The sequence below is a fragment of the Qipengyuania marisflavi genome, from assembly GCF_005884405.1.
Taxonomy (GTDB): Bacteria; Pseudomonadota; Alphaproteobacteria; order Sphingomonadales; family Sphingomonadaceae; genus Qipengyuania; species Qipengyuania marisflavi.
This window is the reverse complement of record NZ_VCAO01000001.1, coordinates 429097-442109: the sequence shown is the minus strand read 5'-3', so window position 1 is coordinate 442109 and position 13013 is coordinate 429097. Positions and strand designations below refer to the sequence as shown.

The 13013-nt window shown below is 62.3% G+C and carries 11 protein-coding genes; 10 read left to right on the top strand and 1 reads right to left on the bottom strand.

The annotated features are described in order from the left end of the window. Window positions 1-103 precede the first annotated feature (103 nt). Genes FEV51_RS02180 through FEV51_RS02135 form a run of 10 tightly spaced genes read left to right on the top strand, consistent with a single transcriptional unit; the run spans window position 104 to window position 12265 of the window. Window positions 104-748: an XrtA/PEP-CTERM system exopolysaccharide export protein gene (locus FEV51_RS02180; RefSeq protein ID WP_138615588.1), complete on the top strand. Its 645-nt coding sequence runs from the start codon at window positions 104-106 to the stop codon at window positions 746-748. Between the two features lie 14 nt (window positions 749-762). Continuing rightward, window positions 763-2283 (top strand): XrtA system polysaccharide chain length determinant, encoded by a 1521-nt coding sequence (locus FEV51_RS02175; RefSeq protein ID WP_138615587.1) that lies wholly within the window; start codon window positions 763-765, stop codon window positions 2281-2283. A gap of 7 nt (window positions 2284-2290) precedes the next feature. Then, window positions 2291-3307, top strand: a complete 1017-nt coding sequence (locus tag FEV51_RS02170) for a nucleotide-binding protein (protein ID WP_138615586.1) — start codon at window positions 2291-2293, stop codon at window positions 3305-3307. Between the two features lie 3 nt (window positions 3308-3310). Beyond that, a complete protein-coding gene (locus FEV51_RS02165; RefSeq protein WP_138615585.1) occupies window positions 3311-4972 on the top strand; it encodes a preprotein translocase subunit YajC in 1662 nt (553 codons plus the stop codon). A gap of 18 nt (window positions 4973-4990) precedes the next feature. Continuing rightward, the gene (locus FEV51_RS02160; RefSeq protein ID WP_138615584.1) at window positions 4991-6211 is read left to right on the top strand and encodes an XrtA/PEP-CTERM system-associated ATPase; all 1221 of its coding nucleotides are present in this window, start codon (window positions 4991-4993) and stop codon (window positions 6209-6211) included. Window positions 6212-6230: 19 nt separating this feature from the next. After that, the gene (locus tag FEV51_RS02155) at window positions 6231-7103 is read left to right on the top strand and encodes an XrtA system polysaccharide deacetylase (RefSeq protein ID WP_138615583.1); all 873 of its coding nucleotides are present in this window, start codon (window positions 6231-6233) and stop codon (window positions 7101-7103) included. Beyond that, window positions 7100-8164, top strand: a complete 1065-nt coding sequence (locus FEV51_RS02150) for a FemAB family XrtA/PEP-CTERM system-associated protein (protein ID WP_425466585.1) — start codon at window positions 7100-7102, stop codon at window positions 8162-8164. Before FEV51_RS02155 ends, FEV51_RS02150 begins: the two co-directional genes overlap by 4 nt. Then, a complete protein-coding gene (locus FEV51_RS02145; RefSeq protein ID WP_342773718.1) occupies window positions 8157-9389 on the top strand; it encodes a TIGR03087 family PEP-CTERM/XrtA system glycosyltransferase in 1233 nt (410 codons plus the stop codon). Before FEV51_RS02150 ends, FEV51_RS02145 begins: the two co-directional genes overlap by 8 nt. Window positions 9390-9429: 40 nt before the next feature. Beyond that, window positions 9430-10356 carry an exosortase A gene (gene xrtA, locus FEV51_RS02140; RefSeq protein ID WP_246034392.1) on the top strand — a complete coding sequence of 309 codons (927 nt, stop codon included), beginning with the start codon at window positions 9430-9432 and terminating at the stop codon, window positions 10354-10356. Between the two features lie 10 nt (window positions 10357-10366). Then, window positions 10367-12265 (top strand): XrtA/PEP-CTERM system amidotransferase, encoded by a 1899-nt coding sequence (locus tag FEV51_RS02135; RefSeq protein WP_138615582.1) that lies wholly within the window; start codon window positions 10367-10369, stop codon window positions 12263-12265. Here FEV51_RS02135 and FEV51_RS02130 read toward each other — a convergent pair. After that, window positions 12262-12960, bottom strand: coding sequence for a pirin family protein (locus FEV51_RS02130; protein ID WP_138615581.1), 699 nt, complete (start codon window positions 12958-12960; stop codon window positions 12262-12264). The two genes, FEV51_RS02135 and FEV51_RS02130, sit on opposite strands and share 4 nt — an antisense overlap. Window positions 12961-13013 lie beyond the last annotated feature (53 nt).

Below are 13013 nucleotides of genomic sequence, written 5' to 3'. Positions count from 1 at the left end.
GGTATGTTCACCTTTTTTGGGCAATAAACTGTCCAAACATGGGGGAAGTGGGGCACCGGCCGGTCGCCCTGCATATCTCCACACGATGCCAGGGAATTGATTTATGCGCAGCTTTCGCAGTGCCTTTCTTCTCGCCGGATGCGCCGTATCCGCGCTTGCGCTTGCCGGGTGCAGCCGCAGCACCGGGACCGAACTACCGCCAGCAACCTTCGTTGCTATGCAGGAGGGGCCGGGCGAGGCCTATGTCATCGGCCCACTCGATCAGCTGACGATCCACGTTTGGCGCAATCCTGAACTGGGTGCCGAGAAGATCCAGGTCCGCCCTGATGGCCGCATCACTATTCCTCTGGTCAAGGATATGCCCGCTGTCGGCAAAACGCCGTCGATGCTGGAAGAGGATATCCGCCTCCAGCTGTCGCAATATATCGAAGACCCGCTGGTTTCGGTGATCGTCAACGAATTCGCCGGCACATTCAGCCAGCAAATCCGCATTGTCGGTGCAACCGAAAAGCCAGCTTCGCTGCCGTACCGTGCCAATATGACCGTGCTGGATGCCATGATCGCGGTTGGCGGGATGAGCGAATTTGCTGCTGGCAACCGGGCCAAGCTGATCCGTTTCGACAAGCAGGTGGGCCGCCAGCGCGAATTTGCATTGCGCCTGACCGACTTGCTCAAGCACGGCGACAGCAAGGCCAATGTGCTCCTCCAGCCGGGCGATGTTATCATCATCCCCGAGTCAACGTTCTGAGGGGCTGACGGGACATGGAAGCCGTCATCGACGAACTGCGCAGCGCGCTGCACACGATCTGGAACCGCCGCTGGCTGGCGTTGGCAGTGGCCTGGGGCGTGTGTGTAGCAGGCTGGCTGTTCGTGGCGATGATTCCCAACAGCTATGAAAGCCGCGCGCGGATTTACGTTGAGTTGGACGATATGCTGTCCAAACAGCTCGATATTGCAGGCAGCGGCAAACAGGATATCGAACGCGTGCGCCAGACGCTGGCCAGCGCAGTCAATCTGGAGAAGGTCGTCAAGGCGACCCAGCTTGGCGAAAAGGTCGAAACCCAGCGCGAAATGCAGAGCGCGGTCGATGGCCTGACCAAGGCGGTCACGGTCAAGAGCCAGGAAGACAATCTGTTCGAACTGACCGCGACGCTGGGCAAGAGCAATCTGTCCGAAGCGGAAAACGCCAAGCTGGCGCAGGACGTGGTGCAGAAACTGATCGACATCTTTCGCGAGGAAAATGTGGCGGGTAGTCGCGGCGAAGTCGCCGATACGATTGCCTTTCTTGACCAGCAGCTGGAAGCGCGCAAGACCGAGCTGGAAAGCGCAGAACAGCGGCGTCTGGCATTCGAAGCACAAAACCCGGATTTGATTGGCGGCACTGGAACTATTTCCGGGCGGCTTCAGGGCCTGCGCGCCGAAATGCGCGGTGTGGACGCTGATATTGCCGCCGCGCAAAGCGCACTGGCCGCAATCAATGGCCAGATTGCCAGCACTCCGCGTTCAATTGCCGGGAGTGAGAACCTTGGCGGCGCACGCGGCGCATTGGCTCAGGCCGAGGCACAGCTGGGCGGCATGCGGGCACGCGGGCTGACTGACAGCCATCCCGATGTTCAGGCGCAAAAACGCCAGATAGCGCAGCTTCAACAACAGGCGGCCAGAGAGCCTTCGGGTGCCTCGGGCATGCCTAATCCAGCCTACACCTCGCTGGTGTCGATCCGCGCCGAGCGGCAGGCCAATGTTCAGGCGCTGTCAGCACGCAAGGCTGCGTTGCAGTCCGATATCTCGGGCATGATCGCTACACAGGCAGACGAGCCTGCTGTGGCCGCAGAAGCCAACCGCATCAGCCGCGATTACGAAGTGCTCAAGGACAAATATGACGAGCTGCTCAAGGACCGCGAGGAAATGCGTCTGCGCGGTCAGGTTGAAACCGAGCGCAGCGCCTTCCGCTTCGATGTCGTCGATCCGCCCACCGCGCCGCGCAAACCGGTTGCGCCCAATCGCCCGATCCTGTTGATCGGCGTGCTGATGCTTGGCGTTGCTGTTGGAAGCGGTGTTGCATTCGTGATGGGCCAGCTCAAATCCAGCTTCACCACAGCCGACCGCCTCGAACGCGCGCTCGACTTGCCGGTGCTGGGTACGGTATCACGCTCGATAACCGATGCGACGCGGAGCCATGACAAGCGGCGCCTGAAGCAATTTGTCGCTGGTAGTGCCGCACTGGGGGGCGTGTGTCTGATGTTGCTGGTGGTCGAAGTTATCCAGGTCGGAACGGTGGCCTGAGGGGGATATGTCCGTGAACAAGCCCACCAAGATTACGCCGCCCGATGATGGCGAGAAGACCGCCAAGCGCGGATCGCTGTTCGAGCGTGCGAGCGGTGCCTTCGGGCTAGACCGTCTGGCGCCCGCTGCGGTGCCTGACCGGCTGGCCAGTGACAAGGCCAAGAAGTTTGCCCCCCGCCGCGAAGCCCCGCTGGCCCCGTCTGAGCCGCAGCCTGTTCCGCAAGCCGCGCCGGTCGCTGCTCCGGTGGTGACACCACCTGTTGACCCGGTCGAACCCGAACAGCCAGCAGTCCGCTTTAATGGCGACAAGCAGGAAATCGTTCGCTCGCTGTTGCGCGAACAGGGTCTGATTGATCCCGATGGCGGCGCATCGACGCTGCTGGAAGAATTTCGGATCATCAAACGCCAACTGCTCGCCGCCGCCAAGGCCGAGAACACGCCGCAATCGCGCCGCGTGCTCGTTTGCTCGCCGCATTCGGGGGAGGGCAAGACGTTCTGCGCGCTCAATCTGGCGATGGCGATGGCGGGCGAACGGGACAGCGAAGTGCTGTTGATCGACGCCGATTTCGGCAAGCCGTCCATCCTGGCGCGGCTGGGTCTTGATGCCGGCAAGGGTTTTATGGACGTGCTGGCCGATCCCAAAACACACGTCGAAGACTACGTGATCGGCACCGACATCCCAGGCCTGTGGGTTCTGCCCGCCGGTGCGCGGACCGGGCGCGACAGCGAATATCTGGCCAGCGAGCGGACGTGGGAAGTGCTCAACCGCCTGACCAGAGGTGCACCTAGGCGCACGCTGATCTTCGATAGTCCGCCCGCGCTGGCGGCGTCACCTGCCGCAGAACTGGCCAAGCACGTCGGTCAGGCGCTGCTGGTGGCTCGTGCCGATATGACCGGGCGCGCTGCACTGGAAGACGCGGTTGATCTGCTGTCGGCCTGTCCGGATATTAAATTGCTGCTCAATGACGCGACGTTCAGCCCGAGCGGTCGCCGCTTCGGCAGCTATTACGGTTATGGGGAGTAACCCATGCGAAATACCAAACCACTCGCGCTGATTGCACTGGCTGCGCTGGCCGTTGGCGCGCCGTTGCAGGCGCAATCCTATCAAGGCGTTGGTGCCGCTGACGATGTCGAAGCCGACAGCGAAACGCCGCGTGTCGTCCGGACTCGCATCGATCCCTATGTCGAGGTCTCGCAGATTTTCAATTGGCAGCTCTCGCCAGTGGATGATTTCGTCACCTTCACACAACTGGCTGCGGGCGTGGATGCCTCCATTGCCGGGCGCAATAATGGCGGCACGGTCTCGATCCGTTACGAACGCAATATCGCCTGGGAAAACGGTGCGTCCGATTCCGACAGTATCACCGGTATCGCGCGCGGCTATGCCTCGATTGTGCCGCGCGTGCTGACGCTGGAGGCGGGCGCATTGGCCAGCCGTACGCGGGTGGATTCCAGCGGTGCTTCGGTGTTCAATCCGCTGATCGGCGATGACCTGACCACGCAGACCTATGCTGTCTATGCCGGACCCACGCTGCAAACGCGAGTCGATGATGTCGATGTCAGTGCCAATTACCGCATCGGCTATACCCGCGTTGACGGCCCCGATTTCGTTACGCCCGGGGGCAATGTCTCCGACGTGTTCGACGACAGCGTCACGCATAGCGCGAATTTGCGCGCCGGGACCCGTCCGGGCCAACCGTTTCCGGTCGGTGTGGGCGTGGGCGCAGGCTATTATCAGGAAGACATCAGCAATCTGGATCAGCGCGTGCGCGATGCCTATGTGCGCGGCGATGTGACGATCCCCATTTCTCCCACGCTGGCGATTGTCGCCGGTGCGGGCGTTGAGGATGTCGAAGTGTCGAGCCGCGATGCGGTGCGTGATGCTGCGGGCAATCCCGTGATCGGCGCGGATGGCCGCTATGTCACCAACAAGGCATCGCCCCGCGTGATCGCCTATGAAGCTGATGGGCTGATCTGGGATGTCGGTGTGATCTGGCGGCCCAGCAGCCGGACCGCGCTGGAGGCGCATTTCGGCCATCGCTATGACAGCGAGACTTTCTACGGCAGCTTTACCTGGCAGCCCGACAGCCGCAGCAATTTCTCGCTGGGTGTCTATGACGGTATCCAGGGCTTTGGCGGGCGGCTCAATTCGGCGCTGGCCGCGCTGCCGACTGATTTCACAGTCGTGCGCGACCCGGTGACAGGTGATGTGACCGGCTGCGTAAATTCACTCGACGGTTCCAGCTGTCTGGACGGGGCGCTGGCCTCGGTCCGCTCGGCCGTGTTCCGCGGCCGCGGTGTGGCTGCCAATTACAGCCGCCGGATCGGCCGCATGACCGCTGGGGTTGGCGCAGGCTACGATCGCCGCAACTTTATCGCTGCGCCAGGCACAGTGCTTGCCGCAGCCAATGGCGTGGTCGATGAAAGCTATTACGTCACGGCCAATGTCAGCGGACCAATTGGCGAGCGGGCCAGTTTCGCCGTTAACAGCTTCGCCAGCTGGTTTGACAGCGGCGTGCCGGGTGCGGGCGATGTTTTTGCGCTGGGCACCTCGGCATCCTATAGCCAACAGCTCTATCGCAGCCTGTCAGCACGCGCCGCAGTGGCGCTGACCATGCTGGACAGCGACTTGACCGCCGACGATCTGCGCACTGCCTCTGCGCTGGTTGGCCTGCGCTACGATTTCTGATCCGAAGGACGCTTGAGAATGTACGAAGATTTCTACGGTTTCAGCGAGCGGCCATTCCAGCTCACCCCCGATCCGGCGTTCTATTTTGAGAGCGTGACGCACAAGAAGGCGTTGTCCTATCTTGGCTATGGCTTGAACCAGGGTGAAGGCTTTGTGGTCATCACTGGCGAGGTTGGCGCGGGCAAATCGACGCTGGTCGCGCATCTCAAACAGAAGCTTGAAGATGATCAGATGACGGTTGGTGAAGTCGTCACCAGCGCGCTGGATGGTGAGGAGATGATCCATGTCGCAGCGCGCAGCTTTGGGCTGGACGTGGGCGGCAATGACAAGGCCGGTGCTTTGGCCGCGATCGAACTGTTCCTGCACGAAGAAGCCCGCAATGGCCGCCGCGTGCTGTTGATCGTTGACGAGGCGCAGAACCTGTCGATCAGCGCGCTGGAAGAGCTGCGGATGCTGTCGAACTTCCAGCTGGGATCACACCCGCTGCTGCAGACATTGTTGCTGGGCCAACCCGAATTCAAGCATCTGCTCGCCCAGTCGGACGAACTGGAACAGCTACGCCAACGCGTGATCGCGGCGCATCATCTTGACCCGATGCAGCCCGGCGAGATCGAACCCTATGTGATGCACCGCCTCGGCCATGTTGGCTGGGACGGCAATCCGGAACTGGATGGGGCGATCTGGAACAGACTGCACAAGGCGACCGGCGGGATTCCGCGCAAGGTCAATCAGGTGATGAGCCGGTTGCTGCTGCTGGGCGCGGTCGAGGAACAGGCGGTAATCGAGGTTGATATGCTTGATGCCGTGCTGGACGAAATGGCCGGAGACAATGCCCCTCAGGTTGACGAGCAGCGGGTTCGCCCCGACCGCAGCCTGCCCGCCAGCGAAGCCATAGCGCGGGCCAAGGTCGATGCCCTCCAGAATGTCGCTTCCGCACCAGAGCCTACTAGCGAAACCGCTGCGCCAGCTCCGGCGGAGTCCGGACTGCTCGATTTGCAGATCCAGGCCATCGAACAGGCCTTTGCCGAGCGCGACAAGCATATGGCGGGCATGCGGCGCGAGATCGAGCGCCTGTCAGCGCCACCCGCCACTCAGGCGGCGAGCGAACCCGGCAGCGATGTTGCGGCCAGACTGGAGCAGATCGAACTTCGGCTGGACGAGCAGGAGCAATCCTTGCGCCAGGTGCTGGCCATGATGATCGACCATTTCGAAACGCAAGGCACGCGCGCGGCGGCGTGATGCCGCAGGCGGGACCGGGATGAGCGAACCACCGATCATCAACGGCCTGTCGGTCGATGTCGAAGACTGGTTTCAGGTCGGTGCGTTCGAAAACACGATTACCCGCGCTGACTGGGATTCGCTGGAACTGCGTGTTGGCGACAATGTTGCGCGTATTCTCGACCTGTTTGATGCCGCCGGGGTGAAGGCAACATTCTTCACTTTGGGCTGGATTGCCGAACGCAATCGACAGGCGATGCAGGCCATCGTGGCCAGAGGACATGAACTGGCCAGCCACGGCTATGATCACACCCGCGTATTCACTTTGACTCCGGAGCAGTTTGCACAAGATCTCGCCAAATCGCGCGCCATTCTGGAAGATACTGGCGGTGTCGCCATTTCGGGCTATCGCGCGCCCAGCTTTTCGATCGACGCCCGCAATCCTTGGGCGCACCGCGTGCTGGCCGATCACGGCTATGCCTATTCCTCCAGCGTCGCGCCGATTGTGCATGACCATTACGGCTGGCGAGATGCGCCGCGCTTTGCCTTCAATCCGGTGCCGGGCAGCGAACTTGTGGAAATTCCCGTGACCACCGCGCTGTTTCGCGGACGGCGGCTGGCGGCAGGGGGCGGCGGATTTTTTCGGGTGTTGCCCTATGCTTTCAGCCGCTGGGCCATCCGGCAGGTCAACGGTACCGAAGCGCGTCCAGCGGTGTTCTATTTCCATCCATGGGAAGTCGATCCTGGGCAGCCACGCGTTGCTGGTGCACCGCTGAAATCGCGCCTGCGGCATTATACCAATCTAGGCCGGATGCAGGGCAAGCTGTCCGAATTGCTTGGCGATTTCAGCTGGGGCCGAATGGATGAACTGGCTGCGCGTGAGGCGGGACGAAGCCTGGACTGGGCAGCGTGAACGCACCGATGACCCTTGAGCGACCATGCGTGCGGCTTGCGGATCTTGGAGATCCTGGTGAGACGTCGCGGATCGAGGATTTTGTCGCCGCACAGGATGGCTCGGTGTTTCATCGTCCGCTTTGGTTGCGGGCAATCGAGCTGGGGACTGGGCAGAAAGCACTTGGACTGGTTGCAGAACGCGGCGGGCATCTGACCGGGTGGTTGCCACTGACCGATGTGCATTCGCCGCTGTTTGGCCGGGCGCTGGTTTCGAGCGGTTTTGGCGTGGGCGGCGGCATCCTTGCCGAACTGCAGGAAGATGTGGATGCTCTCAGCCAAGCCGCGCAGGAACTGGCGCAGCGCCGCAGTGCGATCAGTATTGAATTGCGCGGCGGTGAAGCGGCGAGCCATTGGCACAGGATTGAAGACAAACACGCTGATTTCGCCGCTGATCTGGCGGAGGACGACGAAAGTCAGCTGAAATGGATCACCCGCCGCGCCCGTGCCGAAGTGCGCAAGGGTCTGCGCAATCCGCTCGAAGTTGTTGTCGGTAATGATCAAGCAGACCGTAATGCTCATTTCGCGGTGTATGCGGAGAGCGTCCGCAATCTTGGCACGCCGGTTTTCCCGCGCAGCCTGTTCGCTGCCGTGCTCGATGCGTTTGGCGATGACGCGGATATCACCACGATGCGCCATGAAGGGCGCCCGATCTCAAGCGTGTTGTCGCTTTATCATCGCGGCACCGTGCTGCCGTTCTGGGGCGGAGGCACCCTTGCGGCGCGCCAGCTGCACGCCAATGAGCGGATGTATTACGAGCTGATGTGCCATGCCCGCAGGCGCGGGTGTACGCGGTTTGATTATGGCCGCTCGAAAACGGGAAGTGGACCCTATCGGTTCAAGAAAAACTGGGGCTTCACGCCAGAACCGCTAACCTATTGGAGCTGGAGCGCGCCCGGCGTCACCGCGCGCAATATCGACCCCGACGATGCGGAATATTCGGCCAAGATCGCCCTGTGGAAGCGCCTGCCGCTGCGGTTGGCCAATGTTATCGGGCCGCTGATCGCGCGCGGGCTTGGCTGAGACGATGGGCGAAATCCTGTTCCTTGCACACCGGATGCCGTTTCCCCCGGACCGTGGCGACAAGATCCGCTCGCACCATTTGCTCAAAGCGCTGGTTGCGTTGGCACCAGTGCACGTCGGCACCTTCTGCGAAAGTCCGCAAGACCGGGCGCATAAAGAAGAGCTGGCGAAACTAGCCAAGACCCACTGCCTGCGGGACCGCACCAAGCCGTTATGGCGCGCCGGTATCGAGGCTGTGGTGGCACGCAAGCCGGTCAGCCTGACCGCCTTTGACGATACTGCACTGCGGGGATGGGTGTCGCAGACTCTGGCTGATCATCCCATCGATACGATCTTCGTCTTCTCCGGCCAGATGGGGCAATACATCCCCGATGATTTTACAGGCCGCGTGGTGTTTGACCTGTGCGATGTCGATTCCGCCAAATTCGATGCCTATGCCGATCAGGGCGAGCGGCGCTGGATCAACCGGCGCGAAGGGCGATTGCTGGGCCGCGAGGAAGCGCGGCTGGCGCGGCGCGCGGATAACACTCTGCTGATTACCGAGGCGGAGGCGGCACTGTTTCGCTCACGGCTGGGTGACATTTCCGGCACGCAATTGACGGCTCTGGGCAATGGCATCGACGCGGATTTCTTCGATCCTGCTGCCACGACACCGCATCCCGAGCTTGCCACCGATGAAGGCCCGCATCTCGTCTTCACAGGCCAGATGGACTACCGGCCCAATGTCGAGGCTGCGTTGTGGATCATGCGCCAACTGATGCCGGTGCTGCGCCAGCGCCACCCGCACGCATTTTTTCATCTGGTCGGACGTGCGCCAACATTGTCATTGCGCGCGCTGCATGGCGAAAACGGCGTTCGGGTGTGGGGCGAAGTCCCCGATGTGCGCCCGTTTCTCGCCGCTGCGCATATGGTGGTGGCCCCGCTGATTATTGCTCGCGGAGTGCAGAACAAGGTGCTTGAAGCGATGGCGATGGCGCGGCCGGTGGTGCTGACGCCCGAAGCCGCGACCGGCATCGATGCCCAGGACGGGTTGAACTTCGCGATCTGCCCCGCCGATCCCCATGCCATGAGTGATGTGATTGCAGTCATCTACGCCGATGCGGAACGGGCCGGGCAGATGGGCCGCGCTGCGCGGCAATTTGTGCTCGACACCAAGAGCTGGGGTGCGGTGCTCGCGCCGCTGGCCGGCATTGTGCAGCGCCGCAGTGCCCGCGATGAAGCCTGAGGTTACGGAGAATAGCGCATGGCCGGCGGCACTGTTCCGATTGGCCATTGCGGTCGCAGCGTTGTTTGCGCTGACCTTTGCCGACTGGCGCGAGATGGCACATCAGTGGTGGGACATCGACACCTACAGCCACATCCTGCTGATCCCGCCGATCATCGCATGGCTGGTGTGGATTCGCCGTGCCGCGCTGGCGGCGGTCGGCCCGCGCAATTGGTGGCTGGGGCTGGCGTGGCTGCTGGCCGGGCTTGCGCTGTGGCTGGCGGGCCGGAGTATGGACATCAACACTTTCGCTCAGGCGGGTGCGGTTATTGCCCTCCAGGGTGCGGTGCTGACGACACTTGGCCTGCGCACTGGACTACTGCTCGCCTTCCCACTGGCCTATGCGTTTTTCCTCGTCCCGTTCGGTGACGAGATCATTCCGCCGCTGCAAACCATAACTGCGATTTTGGCCACCACGCTGACGCAGTGGAGCGGCATCGAGACCGTCGCCAATGGCATACTGATCGACACACCTGCGGGACTGTTTATCGTGGCGGAGGAATGTTCAGGAGTAAAATTCCTGATTGCCATGGTGGCGCTGGGCGTGCTGGTGGCGTGGTCCAGCTTTACCAGCTGGCGCCGCCGCGCGCTATTCCTGCTTGCCTGCGTAATTGTGCCGATCCTTGCCAATGGCGTGCGCGCGTGGGCGACGATTTTTATCGCGCAATATATCGGCGCCGAGGCTGCGGGGAGCTTTGACCACATCATTTATGGCTGGGTGTTCTTCGCCATCATCATCGCGCTGGTGCTTGGCGCCGCTTGGCGCTGGTTCGAGCGTGAGCCTGAGGATGCCGGATGGAGCGTGGCTGAAATCGCGGACATGCCAGCCGTCGCGCGCTGGGAAGGCAAGCCGGCCGCCGCCCTGCCGGTCCTGGTTGCGATACTGGCCGCCGCAGCAGCCTTTGCCGTGCTGGCACGGCTGGTCTAGGCAACGGCCTATGTGCGGGATCGCGGGAATTTTTCATTATCAGACTGTCAAGCCGGTCGATCCCAAGCGGGTCGAGCGGATGACCACGGCACTGGCGCATCGCGGGCCTGATGGGGCGGGGGTATGGACCGCGCCGGGCATAGGTTTGGGTCATCGCCGCCTGTCGATCATCGATCTGGCCGGATCGCCGCAACCGATGCATTCCGCCGATGGCCGCGCGGTCATTGTCTTCAATGGCGAGATTTACAATTTCCGCCAATTGCGCCGCGAGCTGGAGCAGGGCGGGGCGCGGTTTCGCACCGATGGCGACACCGAAACCATTCTGGCCGCATGGCAGAAATGGGGACCCGATTGCCTCAAGCGGCTCGACGGGATGTTTGCCTTTGCGCTGTACGATTTGGACAAGCGTCAGCTATTCCTCGCGCGGGACCGGCTGGGCGTCAAACCGCTCCACATGGCGCGGCTGGGCGATGGTAGCCTGATCTTTGCCAGCGAGCTTAAGGGCCTGACCGCACACCCGATGTTGCGGCGCGAAATCGATCCGCTGGCGATCGAGGATTACATGACCTGGGGTTATGTTCCCGATCACCGCTCGATCCTGAAGCGGGTTGAGAAGCTTCCTGCCGGGCACTTTATGCTGCTCGAACATGGCCGGGAACCGGGGCCGCCGCAGCAATGGTGGGATGTCGGTTTTGCTGAACGTGAGAAGGGCTCGACCGCAGATCTTTCCGCGCAATTGCTGCATCTGATACGCGAAGGCGTGACCAGTCGCATGGTTTCCGACGTGCCGCTGGGCGCGTTTCTGTCGGGCGGAGTCGACAGCTCCAGTGTTGTGGCGCTGATGAGCGAAGCCAGCGCGCGGCCGGTGGCGACCTGCTCAATCGGCTTCGATGTGGCCGCGGTGGACGAGACCAGCCATGCGCGCAATGTCGCACAATTGTTCGGCACCGATCATCACGAGCGGATCGTCTCGTCCGACCAGTTTGGTAAACTGGGCCGGATCGCCGGTATGTTCGATGAACCCTTCGCGGACGCCAGCGCGCTGCCCACATTGCGCGTGTGCGAATTGGCGCGGGAGCACGTTACTGTGGCGCTGTCGGGTGATGGCGCGGATGAGGCGTTTGCCGGATACCGCCGCCAGCTGTTCCAAGCGCGTGAGGAGCAGGCGCGCATGGTGCTGCCCGCACGGCTGCGCAAACCGATCTTTGGAGCGCTTGGCGCGATCTGGCCCAAGGCCGATTGGGCGCCGCGTCCTCTACGGGCTAAAATCACCTTCTTGGCGCTGGCTGAGAGCGGCGAGGCGGGATATGCCCGCGCACTGGCGATCCTGGCACCCGAGCAGCGGCAGGCATTGTTTGGCGAGGCTATGCTGCGCGAGCGGGGCGATTACCGCGCAGAACAACCGTTTATCGCAACGATGCGAAAGGCGCCCGCGCGTACCGGGCTGGACCGGGCGCAATATGCCGATCTGAAGTTCTGGTTGCCCGGCGATATACTAACCAAGACCGACCGCACCAGCATGGCGGTGGGGCTGGAGGCTCGCGAGCCACTGCTTGACCACCGGCTGATTGAATTTGCCGCGCGCCTGCCGCTGCGCCAACGCATTCGCGGTACGCAGGGCAAGTGGCTGGTGAAGCATACGATGGAGCGGTATCTGCCGCAGGACATCCTCTATCGCCCGAAACAGGGTTTCGTGACCCCGCTGAGCCAGTGGTTTCGCGGGCCGCTGGCGGGCGAAGCGCGGGCGATTGCGGGCAGCGAATTGCTCACCGGCAACGGATGGTTCGACCGCAAGGCTCTCTCACGCCTTGCGGTCGACCATATTTCCGGCCGGTCGGACAATGGCCGGGTCTTGTGGCAATTGCTGATGTTGGAGAAATCGCTCCGGCATCTGTCGCCCAGCGCTTAGGCTGCGTCGACCAGCACGATTTCTGTATCCTCGATAGCTTCCACCAGGATGGCGGTTTCTCCGGTGATTGCGATACCGTCACGCGGGTTGGCCTCAACCCCGTTGACCCGGATGCGGCCAGTGGGCGCAACCAGATAGGGGTGGCGGCTTTCCGATGTCTGCCAAGTTGCGGTCTGGCCCGCTTTCAATGTGGCCGCAGCAACCTTGGCGTCGGTGCGAATGGACAGTGCGTCATCGGCTTCGGGCGTGCCGCTGGCCAGCACCACGAACCCGCCTTGGCGGCCCGGATTGGGAAATGTGCGCTGGCCCCAGCCGGGTTCCTCGCCCGCGCGGTCCGGGATGATCCAGATCTGGAACAGCGTGGTTGCATAGTCTTCCACATTGTATTCGGCATGGGTGATGCCGGTGCCAGCGCTCATCACCTGAACGTCGCCCGCGCCGGTGCGGCCCTGATTGCCAAGGCTGTCCTTATGCGTGATTGCGCCGGTCCGCACGAAGGTGATGATCTCCATGTCATTGTGCGAATGGGGCGGGAAGCCGGATTGCGCGGCGATGGTGTCGTCATTCCACACGCGAATAGCGCCCCAGCCCATGCGGGCGGGATCGTGATAGCTGGCGAAACTGAAGTGGTGGCGTGCATCAAGCCAGCCGTGGTCGGCATGGCCAAGCGTGGCAAAGGGTCGGATATCGATCATGGATTGTCTCACATCGGCGGGGTGTTATCGCCGGGATGATTATGAGATAAGAT